This is a genomic window from Enterobacter cloacae complex sp. P47BA, assembly GCF_014930485.1.
Taxonomy (GTDB): Bacteria; Pseudomonadota; Gammaproteobacteria; order Enterobacterales; family Enterobacteriaceae; genus Enterobacter; species Enterobacter bugandensis.
Genome location: NZ_JADBRF010000008.1, coordinates 59,297 through 80,179 on the forward strand (window position 1 = coordinate 59,297; position 20,883 = coordinate 80,179).

The 20,883-nt window shown below is 55.6% G+C and carries 20 protein-coding genes; 14 read left to right on the forward strand and 6 right to left on the reverse strand.

The genetic code is table 11. From position 1 onward, the window contains the following. Window positions 1-30: 30 nt before the first annotated feature. A complete protein-coding gene (locus tag IM299_RS10165) occupies window positions 31-801 on the reverse strand; it encodes an amidohydrolase (RefSeq protein WP_041911141.1) in 771 nt (256 codons plus the stop codon). Window positions 802-909: 108 nt separating this feature from the next. After that, complete coding sequence (gene fadE, locus IM299_RS10170) at window positions 910-3,354, reverse strand: acyl-CoA dehydrogenase FadE (protein WP_028012072.1); 2,445 nt, start codon at window positions 3,352-3,354, stop codon at window positions 910-912. Between the two features lie 239 nt (window positions 3,355-3,593). On the opposite strand from fadE, the gene lpcA reads away from it, so the two are divergent. Next, the gene (lpcA, locus tag IM299_RS10175; RefSeq protein WP_003863232.1) at window positions 3,594-4,172 is read left to right on the forward strand and encodes a D-sedoheptulose 7-phosphate isomerase; all 579 of its coding nucleotides are present in this window, start codon (window positions 3,594-3,596) and stop codon (window positions 4,170-4,172) included. Between the two features lie 169 nt (window positions 4,173-4,341). After that, entirely contained in the window at window positions 4,342-5,109 is a 768-nt protein-coding gene (locus IM299_RS10180; protein ID WP_028012073.1) for a class II glutamine amidotransferase, read from the forward strand. Here IM299_RS10180 and dpaA read toward each other — a convergent pair. After that, window positions 5,080-5,820: a peptidoglycan meso-diaminopimelic acid protein amidase gene (gene dpaA / locus IM299_RS10185; protein ID WP_041911140.1), complete on the reverse strand. Its 741-nt coding sequence runs from the start codon at window positions 5,818-5,820 to the stop codon at window positions 5,080-5,082. The two genes, IM299_RS10180 and dpaA, sit on opposite strands and share 30 nt — an antisense overlap. A 298-nt stretch (window positions 5,821-6,118) precedes the next feature. On the opposite strand from dpaA, the gene IM299_RS10190 reads away from it, so the two are divergent. From IM299_RS10190 to nqrM, 7 genes are read left to right on the forward strand one after another with little or no spacing between them, the layout of a single operon-like run. Beyond that, window positions 6,119-7,462, forward strand: a complete 1,344-nt coding sequence (locus tag IM299_RS10190) for a Na(+)-translocating NADH-quinone reductase subunit A (protein ID WP_193357440.1) — start codon at window positions 6,119-6,121, stop codon at window positions 7,460-7,462. Window positions 7,463-7,464: 2 nt separating this feature from the next. After that, entirely contained in the window at window positions 7,465-8,700 is a 1,236-nt protein-coding gene (locus IM299_RS10195; protein ID WP_028012076.1) for an NADH:ubiquinone reductase (Na(+)-transporting) subunit B, read from the forward strand. Beyond that, window positions 8,693-9,487 carry a Na(+)-translocating NADH-quinone reductase subunit C gene (locus IM299_RS10200; protein ID WP_063942698.1) on the forward strand — a complete coding sequence of 265 codons (795 nt, stop codon included), beginning with the start codon at window positions 8,693-8,695 and terminating at the stop codon, window positions 9,485-9,487. Before IM299_RS10195 ends, IM299_RS10200 begins: the two co-directional genes overlap by 8 nt. Further along, window positions 9,480-10,118, forward strand: a complete 639-nt coding sequence (locus IM299_RS10205; protein ID WP_028012078.1) for an NADH:ubiquinone reductase (Na(+)-transporting) subunit D — start codon at window positions 9,480-9,482, stop codon at window positions 10,116-10,118. Before IM299_RS10200 ends, IM299_RS10205 begins: the two co-directional genes overlap by 8 nt. Before the next feature lie 6 nt (window positions 10,119-10,124). Then, a complete protein-coding gene (gene nqrE / locus IM299_RS10210) occupies window positions 10,125-10,721 on the forward strand; it encodes an NADH:ubiquinone reductase (Na(+)-transporting) subunit E (protein ID WP_003863217.1) in 597 nt (198 codons plus the stop codon). A gap of 10 nt (window positions 10,722-10,731) precedes the next feature. After that, the gene (nqrF, locus tag IM299_RS10215) at window positions 10,732-11,955 is read left to right on the forward strand and encodes an NADH:ubiquinone reductase (Na(+)-transporting) subunit F (protein WP_193357441.1); all 1,224 of its coding nucleotides are present in this window, start codon (window positions 10,732-10,734) and stop codon (window positions 11,953-11,955) included. A gap of 2 nt (window positions 11,956-11,957) precedes the next feature. Beyond that, complete coding sequence (nqrM, locus tag IM299_RS10220; RefSeq protein WP_041911135.1) at window positions 11,958-12,158, forward strand: (Na+)-NQR maturation NqrM; 201 nt, start codon at window positions 11,958-11,960, stop codon at window positions 12,156-12,158. A gap of 30 nt (window positions 12,159-12,188) precedes the next feature. On the opposite strand, the gene IM299_RS10225 is transcribed toward nqrM, so the two are convergent. Next, on the reverse strand, window positions 12,189-13,052 hold the full coding sequence (locus IM299_RS10225) for a glycerophosphodiester phosphodiesterase family protein (protein WP_088205255.1): 864 nt from the start codon (window positions 13,050-13,052) through the stop codon (window positions 12,189-12,191). Between the two features lie 158 nt (window positions 13,053-13,210). Here IM299_RS10225 and dinB point away from each other — a divergent pair, with 158 nt between their 5' ends. After that, window positions 13,211-14,269, forward strand: a complete 1,059-nt coding sequence (dinB, locus tag IM299_RS10230; RefSeq protein ID WP_041911133.1) for a DNA polymerase IV — start codon at window positions 13,211-13,213, stop codon at window positions 14,267-14,269. A gap of 55 nt (window positions 14,270-14,324) precedes the next feature. On the opposite strand, the gene pepD is transcribed toward dinB, so the two are convergent. Beyond that, on the reverse strand, window positions 14,325-15,782 hold the full coding sequence (pepD, locus tag IM299_RS10235) for a cytosol nonspecific dipeptidase (RefSeq protein ID WP_045630671.1): 1,458 nt from the start codon (window positions 15,780-15,782) through the stop codon (window positions 14,325-14,327). Window positions 15,783-16,042: 260 nt separating this feature from the next. Here pepD and gpt point away from each other — a divergent pair, with 260 nt between their 5' ends. From gpt to crl, 3 genes are all read left to right on the forward strand, one after another. Next, window positions 16,043-16,501 carry a xanthine phosphoribosyltransferase gene (gene gpt, locus IM299_RS10240; RefSeq protein WP_003863205.1) on the forward strand — a complete coding sequence of 153 codons (459 nt, stop codon included), beginning with the start codon at window positions 16,043-16,045 and terminating at the stop codon, window positions 16,499-16,501. A gap of 104 nt (window positions 16,502-16,605) precedes the next feature. Continuing rightward, a complete protein-coding gene (frsA, locus tag IM299_RS10245; RefSeq protein ID WP_028012084.1) occupies window positions 16,606-17,850 on the forward strand; it encodes an esterase FrsA in 1,245 nt (414 codons plus the stop codon). A gap of 57 nt (window positions 17,851-17,907) precedes the next feature. Beyond that, window positions 17,908-18,309: a sigma factor-binding protein Crl gene (crl, locus tag IM299_RS10250; protein WP_008500249.1), complete on the forward strand. Its 402-nt coding sequence runs from the start codon at window positions 17,908-17,910 to the stop codon at window positions 18,307-18,309. A gap of 112 nt (window positions 18,310-18,421) precedes the next feature. On the opposite strand, the gene phoE is transcribed toward crl, so the two are convergent. Then, window positions 18,422-19,474, reverse strand: a complete 1,053-nt coding sequence (gene phoE / locus IM299_RS10255; protein ID WP_028012086.1) for a phosphoporin PhoE — start codon at window positions 19,472-19,474, stop codon at window positions 18,422-18,424. 305 nt (window positions 19,475-19,779) lie between these two features. Between phoE and proB the strand changes: the two genes are divergently transcribed. Next, on the forward strand, window positions 19,780-20,883 hold the full coding sequence (proB, locus tag IM299_RS10260; protein WP_014882684.1) for a glutamate 5-kinase: 1,104 nt from the start codon (window positions 19,780-19,782) through the stop codon (window positions 20,881-20,883).

Consider the following 20,883-nt stretch of genomic DNA (forward strand, 5'->3'; position numbering starts at 1 on the left):
GGTAAGGCGTAGCCGCCACCCGGCATTTTTTCACCCAATGCTAAACGGATCCGCATCCTGCCACGCCGGGAACTTCTCCCGATACTCCTTCAGCGCCGTCAACGACAGCTCCGCATCAATGCGCGTCGCCTGATGCGGTTCGGCGGTGGCAATAATCTCGCCCTGCGGATTCACCACCCGGCTGTCGCCGCGATAGTGGTGGCCGTTGCCGTCCGTCCCCACGCGGTTACAGCCCACCACGTACGCCTGGTTTTCAATCGCGCGAGCCACCAGCAGCGCCTGCCAGTGCAGCGAGCGCGGCGCGGGCCAGTTGGCGACGTACAGCGCCAGGTCGTAATCGTTGCGGTTGCGCGACCATACCGGGAAGCGCAGGTCGTAGCAGACCAGCGGCAGAATACGCCAGCCGCGCCACTCGAACACCACGCGCTCGTTACCGGCTTCATAATGATGATGTTCATCGGCCATGCGGAACAGGTGGCGTTTATCGTAAAAATGCACCTTTCCTTCCGGCTCAACCAGCAGGAAGCGGTTCACCGGGCCGCGTTCCGTCTGCAGTGCGGCGCTCCCGGCGATCAGCGCGTTGGTTTGCTGCGCTTTGGCATGCATCCAGGCGACCACCTCTTCCTGGGGCATCGACTGTTTCGCCGCTTCCATCGCAAAGCCGGTGGTAAACATCTCCGGCAGGACAATCACATCTCGCCCGGTAATCTCTTCCAGTTGACGATCAAAGTGGCGCAGGTTGGCAGGGCCATCCATCCACACTAAAGGCTGCTGCAAAATCGAAATCTTCAAACCAGGCACGATACAGACTCCTCAAACGACCCCTTTTTGACACTGTAGCACGTCATTACGAGAAAATGTGGCAATAAAAAACCCCGCACCGGGCGGGGTTTGTCAGAGCGAAGCGGGTTATGCCGCTTCAGGTTTGCGGTGCTTCTCCGGCAGCTTTACCGGCTGCGTCGCCAGCTCTTCCGGTTCGAAATCATCCACGTTAATACTGCGCAGACGGCTCTCTTCGGCTTTCACCAGCAGCGCAGCTTCGTCGTTATTGATAATGCCACCGGCCAGCGCCTGTTTCGCCAGTTCGTCCAGACGGGTAAACGGCAGGTTTTTACCCAGCTGTTTGCAGATTTTCTGGTGAATCGGGTCGGCGGCCATCACGTCCAGCAGCGCCTCTTCCAGCAGGCCCACCGGGTTATGCGGCGTTGGTGCCAGATACTGACCGCGGCCAATGCGGGAGCGGGTTGCGCTCGGAACCTGCAGGATCTTCGCCACTTTGTGGTCCAGCTTGTCTGACGGCGCCAGATGGTGACGACCGGTCGGGAAGATCACCACGCGCAGAGCGCCAGCCACGAAGCGGTTCGGGAAGTTCGCCAGCAGGTCGTCAATCGCCTGTTCCGCCTGATACATCGCATCCTGCACGCCCCAGTGCACCAGCGGCAGATCCGCTTCCTGACGGCCTTCGTCGTCGTAGCGTTTCAGCACCGCAGAGGCCAGGAAGATCTGGCTCAGCACGTCGCCCAGACGGGCGGAGATACGCTCGCGACGCTTCAGGCTACCGCCCAGCACCGCCATGGAAACGTCGGACAGCAGAGCCAGGTTGGCGCTCAGACGGTTCAGATGCTGGTAGTAACGTTTGGTCGCATCGCCGGTTGGCGTCGCGCTGGTCAGGCCGCGCGTCAGGCCTAGCCAGAAGCTCCGCACCTTGTTACTGCCCACGTGACCGATATGTTTGAACAGCAGCTTGTCGAAGGCGTCCACGTCGTTATTCTGCGCAGCGGCCATCTCTTCCAGCACGTACGGATGGCAGCGAATCGCCCCCTGGCCGAAGATCATCATGCTGCGGGTCAGGATGTTGGCCCCTTCCACAGTGATGGCAATCGGTGCGCCCTGATAGCCGCGCGCCAGGAAGTTGCCTTCGCCGAGCATAATACCTTTACCGCCCGCGATATCCATCGCGTCAATAATCGACTGCTGCGCGCGATGGGTACAGTGGTACTTCACAATCGCGGACAGCACGGCCGGTTTTTCGCCCAGCATGATGCCGTAGGTAATCAGGGATGCAGCGGCGTCCATCACGTAGGCGTTGCCCGCGATGCGCGCCAGCGGCTCTTCGATACCTTCCATCTTGCCGATGGAGATTTTGAACTGACGGCGAATGTGGGCATAAGCGCCAATTCCCATCGCGACGGACTTCAGGCCACCGGTTGAGTTCGACGGCAGGGTAATACCGCGACCCACCGACAGACATTCCACCAGCATGCGCCAGCCCTGACCGGCCATTTTCGGGCCGCCGATGATGTAGTCAATCGGCACGAAGATATCCTGGCCGCGGGTCGGGCCGTTCTGGAACGGCACGTTCAGCGGGAAGTGACGACGGCCAATTTCAACGCCCGGCGTCGAGGTTGGGATCAGCGCGCAGGTAATGCCCAGATCCTCTTCACCGCCCAGCAGTTTTTCCGGGTCGGAGAGCTTAAAGGCCAGGCCGAGCACGGTGGCGATAGGCGCCAGGGTGATATAGCGTTTGTTCCAGGTCAGGCGCATGCCCAGCACCTGCTGGCCCTGCCACTCGCCCATACAGACCACGCCGGTATCCGGGATTGCGCCTGCATCGGAGCCTGCTTCCGGGCTGGTCAGCGCGAAGCACGGGATTTCCTGACCGCGCGCCAGTCGCGGCAGATAGTGATCTTTCTGCTCTTCCGTACCGTAATGCTGCAGCAGTTCGCCCGGGCCTAAGGAGTTCGGTACGCCGACGGTAATCGCCAGGATCCCGGAAACGCCCGCCAGCTTTTGCAGCACGCGAGCCTGCGCGTAAGCGGAGAACTCAAGACCGCCGTACTCTTTCTTAATGATCATCGCGAAGAAGCGATGCTCTTTCAGGTACGCCCACAGCTCCGGCGGCAGGTCGGCCATTTCGTGGGTAATAGCAAAGTCGTTCGCCATGCGGCACGCTTCTTCCACCGGGCCGTCAATAAAGGCCTGTTCTTCGGCGGTCAGGCGCGGCTGCGGATAGTTGTGCAGCTTTTTCCAGTCCGGGTTGCCCTGGAACAGGTCGCCTTCCCACCAGGTGGTGCCCGCATCAATCGCTTCTTTCTCGGTGCGCGACATCGGCGGCATCACTTTGCGGAAGCCTTTAAATACCGGCGCGGAGATCATCGACTTACGCATCGGGGCCAGGTTAAACGGCAGCAGAATGATGGCAAGAGGGACCAAAATCCAGATATTCCAGAGACCTGCGACGCCAAGCGCAGCCGTCCAGGCCAGAAGAATCAGGCTGCTCAGGAATAAACTGACGCGGTGATAGAACAACACACCGAGCAGTACAACGGTTGCGAGAATGCTCAAAATCATCATAAAGAAAAGCTCCCTTGCTTGTAGGAGGTCTGACCACTTGTGATGATATGGTTGTAGTTGATGTGAATTCCTTTAGCAATGTGTTTACAAAATAATTACAACCTGGTTCACATTGTTCGCGTTTTCGTCGGCACAAAAAATCAAAACGCCGGACGATTCGCATGGCTTTAGCTTCTCGCTTTTCCCGCTATCCGGTACACTCCACTGTGTTATTTCATCAATACTGAAGGATTATCCTCATGTACCAGGATCTTATTCGTAACGAACTGAACGAAGCGGCGGAAACGCTGGCGAACTTTCTGAAAGATGATGCCAATATTCACGCTATTCAGCGCGCGGCGGTCCTGCTGGCCGACAGTTTTAAGGCCGGTGGCAAAGTGCTCTCCTGCGGTAACGGCGGTTCCCACTGTGACGCCATGCACTTCGCCGAAGAGCTGACCGGACGCTATCGCGAAAACCGTCCGGGCTACCCGGCGATTGCGATTTCCGACGTGAGCCACATCTCCTGCGTAGGCAACGACTTCGGTTACGACCACATCTTTTCCCGCTACGTTGAGGCAGTAGGCCGTGAAGGCGACGTGCTGCTGGGTATCTCTACCTCCGGTAACTCCGCCAACGTGATCAAAGCGATCGCCGCCGCACGCGAAAAAGGGATGAAGGTCATCACCCTGACCGGGAAAGATGGCGGTAAGATGGACGGTACGGCGGATATCGAAATTCGCGTTCCGCACTTCGGCTATGCTGATCGCGTTCAGGAAATTCACATCAAAGTGATCCACATCCTGATCCAGCTGATCGAAAAAGAGATGGTTAAGTAAGACTTCGCTGGGGGGCATATCCCCAATGGATTTCGAGTTGCACTGCGGCGGCAACTGAGTGAATCCCCAGGAGCTTACATAAGTAAGTGACTGGGGTGAGCGAAGGCAGCCAACAAAAGTGCAGCTTGAAAGACGAGGGGGCTGCCCCCCGCTGTTGTGGAGGTGTTGTATGTGCGAACTGCTCGGGATGAGCGCCAATGTGCCAACCGATATCTGCTTTAGCTTCACCGGGCTGGTTCAGCGCGGTGGGGGAACCGGGCCGCATAAAGACGGCTGGGGCATCACCTTCTACGAAGGCAAAGGGTGTCGCACGTTCAAAGATCCACAGCCCAGTTTTAACTCACCGATTGCCAAACTGGTGCAGGACTATCCCATTAAATCCTGTTCGGTGATCGCGCATATTCGCCAGGCAAACCGCGGCGAAGTTGCGCTGGAAAATACCCATCCCTTTACCCGCGAGCTGTGGGGCCGTAACTGGACCTACGCGCACAACGGGCAGCTTACGGGCTATAAATCTCTGGAAACGGGCAACTTCCGCCCGGTGGGCGAAACGGACAGCGAGAAGGCCTTCTGCTGGCTGCTGCATAAGCTGACGGAACGTTATCCGCGCACGCCCGGCAATATGGCCGCCGTATTCAAATACATCGCGACGCTGGCAGCCGAATTGCGTGAAAAAGGCGTGTTTAACATGCTGTTGTCTGACGGACGCTACGTGATGGCGTTCTGCTCGACGAATCTCTTCTGGATCACGCGCCGTGCGCCGTTTGGCGTTGCTACGCTGCTCGATCAGGATGTGGAGATAGATTTTCAGAAAGAGACCACACCGAACGATGTGGTCACCGTTATTGCAACGCAGCCGCTGACGGGCAACGAAACCTGGCAAAAGATTATGCCAGGCGAGTGGGTGCTATTTTGTCTCGGGGACCGTGTAATTTGAGGCCAGCTGCGGGTGGACGACTTCGTGGCTCAGCGGTTTGCTGACCACGTAACGGCCATCGACGATAGAGACTACCGGCGGCTTGTGGGTCTGCTCAAAGTAGTCATAACCCGGCTTCAGCTGTTTCCAGAAATCGGCGTAGTAAGAGTACTTATGGCGCGCCATATTGGCATCGGTCATGCGGAACGGATAGATGCTGACCTGAACGTTAGGTTGCCCAAAGACCAGTGCGCCGGTTACGAACTGGAAAATCTCATCAATGCCGGAGTCGGTCATCGCGTAGCAGCCGACAGACACGCAGGCACCGTGGATCATCAGGTATTTCCCTTCATAACCGTGAGCACGGTCATAGGCGTTCGGGAAACCGATGTTGATGGCTTTATAGAAGCGGCTATCCGGCTTTAGCTGGTTACGCTGAACGTTGTAAAAACCTTCCGGGCTTTTGAAATCGCCCTGACGCTGTTTCGGGCCCAGCCCGCCGGAATAGTTACAAATTTTGTAGCTATCAAGCAGCTGATATGTTTCGCCCATTTTTACAAACAGATCGAGCGTGCGCTCTTCCTTGAAGATTTGAATATAAACCGGGGATCCCATTAACTGCTGTTTATATTCTTTGCTGATCGGCGTGGTGGAGCTGTTGCTGCTGAGCAGCCCGGCAAACGACATGCACGGAATCAGAAGCATCGCAATGAACAATGCGATTTTACGCATACTACAAATTCCTTGATAAAACCTGGACTAACTTGCCAGGACGGCAAAAGAGACCCGAAATCAGATTATTCTGTTAGGTGCGCTCACATTAGCACCGCTATAGATTTTCGCAAGAGCCGGGCGGTGAGTTTACAAATTAGTTTTACTTTATAAACCATCAAAAACGCGCTGGCTCCAGGAACTTTGCGTAATAGCTCGCATTTTGGCGCGCCCGACGGTGGATCCCCTGCCCGAGAGAAGGGGAAAATGTTACACTTTGCGCCCACTGGATTGTTGTTTATGGAAACCTGCTAACCACATGTTTAAAATAAAAAAAGGACTTAATTTGCCGATTGCAGGCGTGCCTGAGCAGCACGTCTCGTGTGGCGCAAGCGTCCGTCATGTCGCAATTTTAGGTGACGATTATCTGGGCATGCGTCCTTCAATGCTGGTGCAGGAGGGCGATCGCGTGATCAAAGGGCAAGCGCTCTTTGAAGACAAAAAAAATCCCGGCGTCATGTTCACGACCCCCGCCAGCGGCACCGTGGTAGCGATCAACCGCGGCGAGCGTCGCATGCTGCAGTCGGTGGTAATCCGCATTGAAGGCGATGAACAGCGTGAGTTTGCTCGTTATGATGCGGCAGACCTCGCGACGCTTAGCCGCGAAGATGTGCAGGCTCAGCTGCTCGCGTCCGGCCTGTGGACGGCGCTGCGTACGCGTCCTTTCAGCAAATCACCTGTTCCTGATACCGCCCCGGCTGCCATTTTCGTGACGGCCATCGACACCAACCCGCTCAGCGCAGACCCGCAGCCCATTATCCTGGCGCAGCGTAAAGCCTTTGATGCCGGGCTGACCGTTCTGACTCGCCTGACGCCCGGAAAAGTGCACGTTTGCCAGGCCAGCGGCGGCAAGCTTGGCGGCCATCCGCAGGGGCAGGTTACGTTTAATGAATTTTCCGGCCCGCATCCGGCGGGTCTGGTCGGGACCCATATCCACTTCCTTGAGCCGGTGAGCCTTAAAAAACAGGTCTGGCACCTTAATTATCAGGATGTCATTGCCATCGGTAAGCTCTTTACTACGGGTGAACTCTGCGCTGAACGGATTATCGCCATCGGCGGGCCGCAGGCCGCAAACCCGCGTCTGGTTAAGACGCTTCTGGGAGCAGACATTAATGAACTGCTGGCAGGGGAAACGAAAGAGGGTGAAAACCGCCTCATTTCCGGTTCGGTACTCAGCGGCCGCCGCGCTGTCAATGCGCACGCGTACCTGGGACGTTTCCATCTTCAGGTGAGCGTCGTTCTGGAAGGGCGTGAGAAAGAGCTGTTCGGCTGGGTTCTGCCTGGGGCAGAAAAATACTCCGTCACCCGCACCACGCTTGGCCACTTTCTGCGTCATAAGCTCTTTAACTTCTCTACCAGCACAAACGGCGGCGAGCGCGCGATGGTTCCGATTGGCAACTACGAACGTGTAATGCCGCTGGATATTCTGCCTACCGTGCTGCTGCGCGATCTTCTGGCAGGCGATACCGACGGCGCGCAGGCGCTCGGTTGCCTGGAACTGGATGAAGAAGATCTGGCGCTCTGTACCTATGTGTGTCCGGGTAAATACGAATATGGACCCGTATTACGCGAGGTGTTAACCCGCATTGAGCAGGAAGGATAACCATGGGATTAAAGCACCTCTTTGAAAAAATTGAGCCGCACTTTACCGAAGGGAAGCTCAAAAAGTACTACCCGCTGTATGAAGCGACGACGACTATTTTCTACACTCCGGGTCTGGTGACGAAAGGGGCAGCGCACGTTCGCGATGCCATCGACCTGAAACGCATGATGATCCTGGTGTGGTTTGCGGTCTTCCCGGCCATGTTCTGGGGCATGTACAACGTTGGTCTGCAAACCATTCCGGCGCTGCATCATATGTACGACGCCCAGCAGCTGGCGCAGGTGATCCAGTCTGACTGGCACTATCGTTTGGCGCAGTCGCTGGGCGTCAGCTTTGCGGCTGATGCAGGCTGGGTCAGCATGATGACGCTGGGGGCCGTCTTCTTCCTGCCGATCTACATGACCGTCTTTATCGTGGGCGGCTTCTGGGAAGTGCTGTTCGCCATCATCCGCAAACACGAGATCAACGAAGGCTTCTTCGTGACCTCCATTCTGTTTGCGCTGATTGTTCCGCCTACTCTGCCGCTCTGGCAGGCGGCGATGGGGATCAGCTTTGGCGTGGTGATTGCCAAAGAGATTTTCGGCGGCACCGGACGTAACTTCCTCAACCCGGCGCTGGCGGGGCGTGCGTTCCTGTTCTTTGCTTACCCGGCGCAGATTTCGGGCGACCTGGTGTGGACGGCTGCGGACGGTTTCTCCGGCGCGACGCCGCTTTCACAGTGGGCGGCAGGTGGCGGCGAAACGCTGGTCAACAATGCTACCGGCCAGCCCGTAACCTGGTTCGACGCGTTTCTTGGCAACATTCCGGGCTCCATTGGCGAAGTATCTACCCTGATGATTTTGATTGGCGGGGCCATCATCCTCTTTGGCCGCGTGGCGTCCTGGCGCATCGTCGCGGGCGTTATGCTCGGCATGGTGCTTACCGCCACGCTGTTCAACCTCATTGGTTCAGACACGAACCCGATGTTCTCCATGCCGTGGTACTGGCACCTTGTGCTGGGAGGCTTTGCGTTTGGCATGATGTTCATGGCCACCGATCCCGTCTCGGCCTCCTTTACCGACAGGGGGAAATGGTGCTACGGCGCGCTCATTGGCGTGATGTGTGTACTGATTCGCGTGGTCAACCCGGCCTATCCGGAAGGGATGATGTTGGCCATTCTGTTTGCCAACCTGTTTGCGCCGCTGTTCGACTACCTGGTCGTGCGCGCCAACATTAAGCGGAGGAAGGCGCGTGGCTGAGGTTAAAAATAACGACAGCATCAGCAAAACGCTGCTGGTGGTTTTGGTACTGTGTCTGGTCTGTTCCATCGTGGTTGCCGGTTCCGCCGTAGGGTTGAAACCGCTGCAGCAGGAACAGCGCGCGCTGGATAAACAGCGTAACATCCTGGCCGTGGCCGGGCTGATGCAGGAAGGCATGACGAAGGACGACGTCGCCGACGTGTTTGCTGAACGCATTACCGCACGGCTGGTGGATTTAAAAACCGGCGAGCTGATGGATAAAGACCCGGCGAAATATAACCAGGCGCTGGCATTAAAGGATCCACAGATGAGCACCGTGCTTGACGCCTCGCAGGATCCGGCTGGCATTAAGCGCCGCAGCAATGTCGCGGAGATTTACCTCGTCCGTGACGAGCAGAAGCGCATACAGGAAATCGTGTTGCCCATCTACGGCAACGGCTTATGGTCAATGATGTATGCGTTTGTGGCACTGGATACCGATGGCCGCACGGTCAAAGGTATTACTTATTACGATCAGGGCGAAACGCCGGGGCTGGGTGGCGAAGTGGAAAACCCTAACTGGCGTGCGCAGTTTATCGGTAAAAAAGTGCTCAATGATAACGGTCAGCCTGCGCTGAAGGTGGTGAAAGGAGGTGCGCGTCCTGGGGATGAATTCGCCGTTGACGGTCTTTCCGGCGCCACACTCACCTCTAACGGGGTGCAGCACAGTTTTGATTTCTGGATGGGTGAACTGGGCTTTGGTCCCTTCCTGAAGAACGTACGTGAAGGAGCGCTGAATAATGGCTGATACGGGTGAACTGAAAGAAGTTAAAAAAGTGCTGATTGGCCCACTTTTAGCCAATAACCCGATAACCCTGCAGGTGCTGGGTGTGTGCTCGGCTCTGGCGGTGACCACTAAGCTGGAAACGGCGGTGGTGATGACGCTGGCGGTAACGCTGGTGACGGCGTTTTCCAGCATGTTTATCTCGATGATCCGCCACCACATCCCCAACAGCGTGAGGATCATCGTGCAGATGGCGATCATCGCCTCGCTGGTGATCGTGGTCGATCAGCTGCTGCGCGCGTTCGCCTATGAAACCTCCAAACAGCTTTCGGTGTTTGTCGGCCTGATTATCACCAACTGCATCGTGATGGGGCGCGCTGAAGCCTACGCCATGAAAATGCCGCCGCTGGCGAGCTTTATGGACGGTATCGGCAACGGCCTGGGCTACGGCGTGATCCTCCTGACGGTCGGTTTTCTGCGCGAGCTGATTGGCAGCGGCAAGCTGTTTGGCGTTCAGGTGCTGGATACGGTACAGAACGGCGGCTGGTATCTGCCGAACGGCCTGTTCCTGCTGGCCCCAAGCGCGTTTTTCATTATCGGTTTGCTGATCTGGCTGATTCGTACGTTGAAGCCTGAACAGCAGGAAAAGGAGTAACCGACAATGGCTCATTACCTGAGTTTATTTGTGCGCGCGGTGTTTGTTGAAAACATGGCGCTCGCCTTCTTCCTGGGCATGTGTACGTTCCTTGCTGTCTCTAAAAAGGTCTCGACGGCATTTGGCCTGGGCGTGGCGGTCACCGTTGTGCTGGGGCTTTCGGTTCCGATTAACAACCTGGTGTTCAACTTCGTGCTGCGGGACGGCGCGCTGGTGGAAGGCGTCGATCTTAGCTTCCTGAACTTCATCACCTTCATCGGGGTGATTGCGGCGCTGGTACAAATCCTGGAGATGATCCTCGATAAGTATTTCCCGTCGCTGTACAACGCGCTGGGGATCTTCCTGCCGCTGATCGCGGTGAACTGCGCCATCTTCGGTGGCGTCTCGTTTATGGTTCAGCGCGATTACAACTTCAGTGAATCGGTGGTGTACGGCTTCGGTTCCGGTATCGGCTGGATGCTGGCGATTGTCACCATGGCGGGGATCCGTGAAAAAATGAAATATGCCAACGTGCCTGCGGGGCTGCGTGGCTTAGGGATCACCTTTATCACCACCGGCCTGATGGCGTTGGGCTTTATGTCCTTCTCCGGTGTGCAGCTATAAGGGCTAACAGATGGAAATTATTCTTGGCGTGGTGATGTTCACGCTGATAGTACTGGTGCTGTCAGGGCTGATTCTGGCGGCGCGCGCAAAGCTGGTTAATTCCGGGGATGTGATCATTGATATCAATGACGATCCGCAGAACCAGATCCGCACTTCGGCAGGGGACAAGCTGCTTAATACGCTCTCGGGCAACGGGATTTTTGTCTCGTCAGCCTGCGGTGGAGGCGGCTCATGCGGGCAGTGCCGTGTGACGGTGAAAGAGGGGGGCGGTGATATTCTGCCTACTGAACTGTCGCATATCACGAAACGTGAAGCGAAAGAGGGGTGCCGCCTGGCGTGCCAGGTTGCGGTGCGTCAGAACATGAAGATTGAGCTGCCGGAAGAGATTTTCGGCGTGAAAAAATGGGAGTGCGAGGTTATCTCGAACGATAACAAAGCCACGTTCATTAAAGAGCTCAAGCTGCGTGTCCCTGAAGGGGAGAGCGTCCCGTTCCGTGCAGGCGGGTATATCCAGATTGATTGTCCGGCGCACACCGTGGCGTATGCGGACTTCGACGTGCCCGATGAGTACCGGGCCGACTGGGATAAATTTAATCTCTTCCGCTTTGTTTCCGAGGTAAAAGAGCCCGCGCTGCGCGCCTATTCCATGGCTAACTACCCGGAAGAGAAGGGCATTATCATGCTCAACGTGCGTATCGCCACGCCGCCGCCAAACGTGCCTGACGCGCCGCCGGGCGTGATGTCGTCGTATATCTGGTCCCTTAAGCCAGGCGACAAGGTGACGATCTCCGGTCCGTTCGGCGAGTTTTTTGCTAAAGATACCGACGCGGAAATGGTCTTTATCGGCGGTGGTGCGGGTATGGCCCCTATGCGTTCGCACATCTTTGATCAACTCAAGCGTCTCGGCAGCAAGCGTAAAATCAGCTTCTGGTACGGTGCGCGCTCGCTGCGCGAAATGTTCTACGACGATGAGTTTGAACAACTGGCGCGTGAGAATCCGAACTTTACCTTCCACGTGGCGCTCTCCGATCCGCAGCCGGAAGATAACTGGACGGGCTATACGGGCTTCATTCACAACGTGCTGTATGAAAACTACCTCAAACAGCACCTGGCACCGGAAGACTGCGAGTTCTATATGTGTGGTCCGCCAATGATGAACGCCGCCGTGATCAAGATGCTCAAAGATCTCGGCGTGGAAGATGAAAACATCCTCCTTGATGATTTCGGGGGCTGATTATGTTGACCTTTCTGGCAACCTTTGCGGTATTTTTGCTGGTGGTGTTCGGTATGTCTTTAGGCTGGATCATCAAGCGTAAAAGCATTCAGGGCAGCTGTGGAGGTATCTCTTCCATCGGAATGGAAAAGGTGTGCGACTGCCCGGAGCCCTGTGATGCCCGTAAAAAACGGATGGCCCGGGATCAGCAGAGGATCATCTAGGAAAAGGCCGCTTCGTGCGGCCTTTATCATTTATTTTGCCCAGCTTTTGGCTTTGGCTGGTGAGTCTACAAGAACCCCTTCGGCACCCAGTGTTTTCGCCTTCTGGTAATCCTCTTCTGAGTTCACGCCGATAAAAATCAGATGGGCATTGCCCTGAGAGCGGAAGCAGTCAACGGCCTCTTTGTCCCACGTTAATGTTGCAGGAGAGACACCTTCGCCTAAGGTGAATTTCTCGACCACTTCTACTTTTCGGTTTAACTCAAGCCCATACCAGTAATCGTCCATTTTTTGTGAAGGAGGCAGACATTCATGGCTCAACGAAATCGTGGCCAGACGCGTGCGGGTTTCGCTGCGCGTGACAAAGCGGGGGATTTCGACAGGCAATGCTTCCATATAGCGATCTTCGGTTGAATAAACGCGAACGCGATTCAGGCTGTTGGTCTCTTTCAATACGTTAAGCAGCGCGTTGCCCATGGTCGCCGGATCGGCATCCGGCGATTTGATGTCAATGAAAAAACGCGTATCTGGCCAGGCGCTCAGCACCGACTTCAGCGTCGGTATCGGGGAATTAAGCAGGTTTTCCGGCAGGCCCTTATCTTTCCACTTCACGCTGGCATCCGCCTTTGCCAGTTCTTCAGCGGTATACTGTGACACCTTTCCCTGCAGATTGGTTAACGCTTTCAGATCGGCAGGTCGATAGAGAACCGGTACGCCATCCCGACTGAGCTGCACGGTTATCCAGACGATATCTGCTTTGTTTTCGAGGGCGAGCTTAATGGCTGGCAGGGTATTTTCAGGTGCATCCGCAGTTCCGCCCCGGTGGGCAACGATCGCAGGGCTAGCAGATGCAGCACTCGCCAGAAACAGTAACGAAATCGGGAGAATTTTCTTCATGAATGATTACGCTCCATTGATTTTATAAATGTATGTATATAAAGGTTTTATTACGAATGTTTGTAACACGTTTATATGACAATCGTGAGTAAGGAAAATAGCTGACGCATTTTTTGCCTTTTGTTATACTGTATATAAATACATATGTGGTATGACCGATGCGCAAAATAATCCATGTCGATATGGACTGCTTTTTTGCCGCAGTGGAGATGCGTGACAACCCGGCGCTGCGGGATATTCCCATCGCCATTGGCGGCAGCCGCGTTCAGCGCGGTGTGATCAGCACCGCCAACTATCCTGCACGCAAATTTGGCGTGCGCAGCGCCATGCCGACGGCGATGGCGCTGAAACTGTGTCCGCACCTTACTCTTTTGCCAGGGCGCTTTGACGCCTATAAAGAAGCCTCAAACCATATACGCGAAATCTTCTCCCGCTACACCTCACTGATTGAACCGCTTTCGCTGGACGAAGCCTATCTGGACGTCACCGACAGCCTGCACTGTCACGGCTCCGCTACCCTGATGGCGCAGGAGATCCGCCAGACCATTTTCAACGAGCTGAATCTCACCGCGTCGGCAGGCGTCGCGCCGGTAAAATTTCTCGCCAAAATTGCTTCCGATTTAAATAAACCCAACGGCCAGTACGTCATCACCCCTGAAGAGGTCCCGGCGTTTTTAAAAACGCTGCCGCTTGGCAAAATCCCCGGCGTAGGCAAAGTCTCCGCCGCGAAGCTGGAAAGTATGGGGTTACGCACCTGCGAAGACGTGCAGCGAAGCGACCTGGCTATGCTGCTCAAGCGCTTTGGGAAGTTTGGCCGCGTGCTGTGGGAGCGCAGTCAGGGCATTGACGACCGCGATGTAAACAACGAACGGCTTCGTAAATCGGTCGGGGTTGAGCGCACGCTGAGCGAAGACATCCATGACTGGTCGGAATGCGAAACCATTATTACGGAACAGCTCTATCCGGAGCTGGAGCGACGCCTGATCAAAGTAAAGCCTGATTTACTGATTGCCCGACAGGGCATCAAGCTGAAATTTAACGACTTTCAGCAGACGACGCAGGAGCACGTCTGGCCGCGCCTGAACAAAGAAGATCTTATCGCAACAGCGAAAAAGGCGTGGGAAGAACGACGAGGCGGACGAGGGGTGAGGCTGGTGGGACTGCACGTCACGCTGCTGGATCCGCAGCTGGAGCGTCAGCTGGTTTTGGGATTGTAGATTGCACTCATCGTAGGCCCGGCAAGCGTAGCGCCGCCGGGCAACAGACGACAAATTACTTCGCAGGGATCGCCTTCAGCAGTTCCGTCAACAGCGTCCAGTAATGGCCGACGCTTTCAATATGAACCTGCTCATCCGGCGAGTGTGGACCGGTAATGGTTGGCCCGATGGAAACCATGTCCATGTCCGGATACGGCTTCTTAAACAGACCACATTCCAGACCCGCGTGGATCACCTGGATGTTCGGGGTGCTGTTGAACAGACGCTGATAAGTTTCACGCACCAGCGCCATCACCGGAGAGCTTGCATCCGGCTGCCAGCCAGGGTAGCTGCCTTTGGCGGAGGTTTTCGCGCCCGCCAGCGCACCCAGAGATTCCAGCATGCTTACTACATACTCTTTACCGCTGTCGATCAGGGAGCGGATCAGGCAGATAATTTCCGCGCTGTCGTCGCTCATGGTCACCACGCCCACGTTCAGAGAGGTTTCCACCACGCCTTTCGCCACGTCAGAGTTGCGAATCACGCCGTTTGGCGTCGCGTTCAGCAGCTGAACGAAGCTGTCGCGAGACTGCGCGGTCAGGGCGGCTTTATCCGTAGACACGGATTCCAGCACCACGGTCAGGTTCTTCTCTTTCGCCGACAGTTCGTTTTTCAGGATATCCAGGTAGACGCTGGAGAGTTTTTTCAGCTCGTCCGCTTTCGCCGCTGGCACCGCCACGGTGGCAAAGGCTTCGCGTGGGATCGCGTTGCGCAGGGTGCCGCCGTTGAAGTCCACTAGACGCAGGTCCAGCTCGGCCGCGTGGCCCGCCAGGAAGCGTGCCAGCAGTTTGTTGGCGTTGCCGAGACCCAGATGAATGTCGCCGCCAGAGTGGCCGCCTTTCAGCCCTTTCAGCGTCAGCTTGAAGGTCTGGAAGCCAGCAGGGATCGCTTCGCGTGACAGCGGCAGGGTAGAGATGAAATCAATCCCGCCCGCGCAGCCCATGTAGATCTCACCTTCTTCTTCGGAGTCGGTGTTGATCAGGATATCTGCCTGCAGCCAGTTCGCCTGCAGACCGAACGCGCCGTCCATGCCCGCTTCTTCGGTCATGGTCAGCAGCACTTCCAGCGGACCGTGTTCAACGCTGTCGTCAGCCAGCACCGCCAGCGCAGAGGCCATACCGATGCCGTTGTCCGCGCCCAGGGTGGTACCGCGCGCTTTTACCCAGTCGCCGTCGATGTACGGCTGGATTGGGTCTTTAGTGAAGTCGTGAACGGTGTCGTTGTTTTTCTGTGGCACCATGTCCAGGTGCGCCTGCAGTACAACCGGTTTACGGTTTTCCATGCCTGCGGTAGCCGGTTTGCGGATCAGAATGTTGCCAACCTGGTCGCGCTCTGCGTGCAGACCTTTTTCCTTCGCCCAACCCATAATATGTTCGGCAAGCTGTTCTTCATGGTAGGAAGGGTGTGGAATGGAGCAAATTTTGGCAAAAATATCCCACAGCGGCTGCGGAGATAATTGAGACAGTTCAGACACGATAAGTCTCCTTGTCGAGGCGCTGCAAACAGGGTTGCAGGCCACAGGGTTAGCAGGTTAATAGTTACCACAAGACAGGCTTGCGAGATGCAACTGAGAATACCACTTTCTCTGCTGGCTGGTAGCATAAAGCATGTAAAAACTCAGGCAGGGAGCGCTAAACACTGGTTTTTAGTGCGCCAGATCTCTATAATCTCGCGCAACCTATTTCCCCCTCGAACACTTTTTAAGCCGTATAAAAACAGGCTGGGACACTTCACATGAGCGAAAAATACGTCGTCACCTGGGACATGTTGCAGATTCACGCACGCAAACTGGCTGCGCGTCTGATGCCTTCCGAACAGTGGAAAGGCATTATTGCCGTCAGCCGTGGCGGTCTGGTACCGGGGGCGCTGCTGGCACGTGAGCTGGGTATTCGTCATGTCGATACCGTCTGCATCTCCAGCTATGACCATGATAACCAGCGTGAGCTGAAAGTGCTGAAACGCGCTGAAGGCGACGGTGAAGGCTTCATCGTTATCGACGATCTGGTGGACACCGGCGGTACAGCGGTCGCTATTCGCGAAATGTACCCGAAAGCGCACTTCGTCACTATCTTTGCGAAGCCTGCTGGCCGTCCGCTGGTCGACGATTACGTGATTGATATCCCGCAGGATACCTGGATTGAACAGCCATGGGATATGGGCGTGGTCTTCGTGCCGCCTATCTCAGGCCGTTAATACCAGTACGTAACTTTACACGCCCGGCTATGCCGGGCGTTGTTCTTTTTATCCCGCCACGCGTTACAATGGGCACTATATGACGTATCCATGGAGGCAACGCAATGACGCAGGCAAATCTCACCGAGACGCTTTTCAAACCCCGTTTCAAACACCCTGAAACGTCGACGCTGGTCCGTCGGTTTAATCCGGGAACCATGCCTGCCGTCCAGTCTGCGTTAGACGGTAAAAACGTGCCCCACTGGTATCGCATGATTAACCGCCTGATGTGGATCTGGCGCGGTATCGATCCCCGTGAAATCCTCGACGTGCAGGCGCGTATCGTAATGAGCGAGTCGGAGCGTACTGACAGCGAGCTCTACGACACGGTGGTGGGCTACCGGGGCGGGAACTGGATCTACGAATGGTCTAAACAGGCGATGCTCTGGCAGCAAAAAGCCAGCCAGGAAGAGGATGCCACGCGCAGCGGCAAGCACTGGCTGCATGCGGCCAACCTCTACGCCATCGCCGCCTATCCGCATTTGAAAGGGGATGAGCTGGCCGAGCAGGCTCAGGCGCTGGCGAATCGTGCCTATGAGGAGGCTGCTCAACGCCTGCCGGGTCAGATGCGCGAGCTGGAGTTCGCCGTTCCGGGCGGTGCGCCCGTCACCGGGTTCCTGCACATGCCTGAAGGCGACGGCCCGTTTCCGACCGTGCTAATGTGCGGCGGGCTGGATTCCCTGCAAATCGACTATTACAGCCTGTATGAGCGCTACTTCGCACCAAAAGGGATCGCGATGCTGACGCTCGATATGCCTTCTATTGGATTCTCATCGAAGTGGAAGTTAACGCAGGATTCGAGCCTGCTGCACCAGCATGCGCTTAAAGCGCTGGAAAATGTTCCGTGGGTTGACCACACCCGCGTCGCGGCGTTCGGCTTCCGTTTTGGTGCCAACGTTGCGGTGCGTCTGGCTTACCTTGAATCTTCACGTCTGAAGGCCGTCGCCTGCCTGGGCCCGGTGGTTCACGCCCTGCTCAGCGATCCTGCCCGTCAGGGCAGCGTGCCGGAGATGTATCTGGACGTCCTTGCCAGTCGACTTGGCATGCATGATGCCTCAGACGAAGCGCTGCGCGTCGAACTCAATCGCTACTCGTTAAAAACGCAAGGGTTGCTTGGACGCCGCTGCCCGACGCCGATGCTGTCCGGTTTCTGGAAAAACGATCCGTTCAGCCCGGAGGAAGAGTCACGCTTAATCACTTCGTCATCTGCGGATGGCAAATTGCTTGAGGTGCCGTTCAGCCCGGTGTATCAGAATTTTGACAAAGCCTTGAAAGAGATCACGCGCTGGATCGCCCAGAGAGTGTGTTAATAGATTGCTAAATTTCGCTGGTTTGGTAAAACAGTGGCTTCACAAAAGGAGATCGCAATGACGTTACCGAGTGGACACCCGAAAAGTAGGCTGATTAAGAAATTTATGGCTCTCGGCCCGTATATTCGAGAAGAGCAGTGTGAAGAGAATCGCTTTTTTTTCGACTGCCTGGCTGTATGCGTCAACGTGAAGCCTGCACCCGAAAAACGTGAATTCTGGGGCTGGTGGATGGAAATGGAAGCAGAGGAGAAACGTTTTACGTATAGCTACCAGTTTGGCCTGTTTAACAAAGACGGCAACTGGCAGGCCACGACCATCAAAGATCAGGAAGTGATCGATCGCCTGGAATACACTCTGAAAGAGTTCCACGACAAAGCGAGCGCGCTGCTGGCCACCCTGGACCTTAAGTTCGAGCCAGCGGATGACTTTTCCAGCGAAGCGGTGAAGCTGACCGCGTAATGGTTTCTCCCTCTTCCTGTGGAAGAGGGCCGGGGGGGAGGGCAGCAGACCGCATTTACCCTGGGCAAAAAAATCCCGGCTTGTATGCCGGGATTTTCTTATCTGGATAATCTTAGAACTGATACGTCACACCCAGCGCAACGATATCATCGCTGCTCACGCCCAGCTTATTATCGTCGTCAATCTGGTTGATTTTATAATCAACAAACGCGGACATGTTTTTGTTGAAGTAATACGTGGCGCCCACGTCAATATATTTCACGATATCTTCGTCGCCAATGCCTTCGATATCCTTGCCTTTGGACTGTACATAACCCACGGATGGGCGCAGACCAAAGTCAAACTGATATTGTGCAACCACTTCGAAGTTTTGCGCTTTATTTGCAAAACCACCGGAGATAGGGGCCATATTGCGGGTTTCAGAATAAATAGTGGCCAGGTAAATATCGTTCGCGTCGTATTTCAGACCGGTTGCCCAGCCCTCGGCTTTTTTACCTTCACCGCGCGCCTGCAGGTTCTGCGCGTTGGTGCGATCGGAGCTGGCATAAGCACCAATGACGGAGAAATCGCTGCCGCCGAAGTCGTAGGCCAGAGACGTACCAAAGCCGTCACCGTTCTGCTTTTTCACGTCGCGGTTTTCGTTTTTGCCCTGGTACTGCAGGGTCATATCAAGACCGTCTACCATGCCAAAGAAATCGGTATTGCGGTAGGTGGCCAGTCCGGAGGCACGTTTCGTCATGAAGTTGTCGGTCTGTGCCAGGCCGTCACCGCCGAACTCAGGGAACATATCGGTGTATGCCGCGACGTCATAAAGCGCGCCCAGGTTACGGCCGTAATCCAGTGAACCAAAGTCTTTCAGTTTAATACCGGCGAACGCCAGACGTGTTTTCTGCGAGGAGTCGCTTTCAGCTTTGTTACCTGCGAATTCAGCTTCCCAACGGCCATAGCCCGTCAGCTGATCGTTAATCTGGGTTTCGCCTTTAAAACCGAAACGAACGTAAGTCTGGTCACCATCTTTGGTGTCATCATCACTGATATAGTGCATAGCTTTCACTTTGCCGTACACGTCCAGTTTATTACCGTTTTTATTATAAACTTCTGCTGCGTGAACAGATGCGGAAGCCACCACGCCCATAACCACTAATGCCAGAGTGCTCTTTTTCATTTTCGATCCTGTCTTATAAACGCGCTTTAAAAATTCGCTGGACGATAAGCTGATGCTTAAGTCCCGTGAAAAAACAGGAAGGGTTTTATCGTTCTGGAATGAAACTTTTATGACAAACTAAGAATAATTTTAAAAAACTGTGATTTATTATTACGGTAATAAATTTGTCAAATTCTGCCGCTACGCTTCCTGATCCCGCGCAACAAAGTGCCTGGTGATGCACTAAGGCAGTTGGCAACCGGGCTGACTCCTGTTAAAACGTTCGTTCGACATTACTTTCCCTTATCGTTGAACGGCAGAGAATCATGAGTGACAGCCAGACGCTGGTGGTAAAACTCGGTACCAGTGTGTTAACAGGCGGATCGCGCCGCCTAAATCGCGCCCACATTGTTGAGCTTGTACGCCAGTGCGCTCAGCTGCATGCCGCAGGGCACCGTATTGTGATTGTGACCTCCGGGGCGATTGCCGCCGGGCGTGAACACCTGGGTTATCCCGAACTCCCCGCGACGATCGCCTCTAAACAGCTGCTGGCCGCCGTGGGACAAAGCCGACTCATTCAACTCTGGGAACAGCTGTTCTCTATCTACGGTATTCACGTCGGGCAGATGCTGCTGACGCGTGCGGATATGGAAGACCGGGAGCGTTTCCTGAACGCCCGCGATACCCTGCGCGCGCTGCTGGACAACAATATTGTTCCCGTTATCAACGAAAACGATGCCGTTGCCACCGCTGAAATAAAAGTGGGCGATAACGATAACCTCTCTGCGCTGGCCGCCATCCTGGCCGGTGCCGATAAACTCCTGCTTCTGACCGATCAGCAGGGGCTGTTCACCGCCGACCCGCGCTCCAACCCGGAAGCCGAACTGATTACCGATGTTCATGGTATCGACGATGCGCTGCGCGCCATCGCCGGTGACAGCGTGTCCGGCCTCGGAACGGGCGGGATGGGGACCAAGCTGCAGGCCGCCGACGTGGCGTGCCGCGCCGGTATCGACACCATCATTGCCGCGGGCAGCCGCCCTGGCGTGATTGGCGACGTGATGGAAGGCATTTCCGTTGGCACCCGCTTCCACGCCCAGGAATCCCCGCTGGAGAACCGCAAGCGCTGGATCTTTGGCGCGCCGCCTGCCGGTGAACTCACCGTTGATGAAGGGGCAACCGCGGCGATTCTGGAACGAGGGAGTTCATTGCTTCCTAAAGGAATTAAAAGCGTGACAGGCAACTTCTCCCGTGGTGAAGTGATCCGCATCCGTAACCTTGAAGGTCGCGACATCGCGCATGGCGTAAGCCGCTATAACAGCGATGCCCTACGCCGCATTGCGGGCCACCACTCGCAGCAGATCGACGCTATTCTGGGCTATGAATATGGCCCGGTTGCCGTGCATCGCGATGACATGATTATTCGTTAA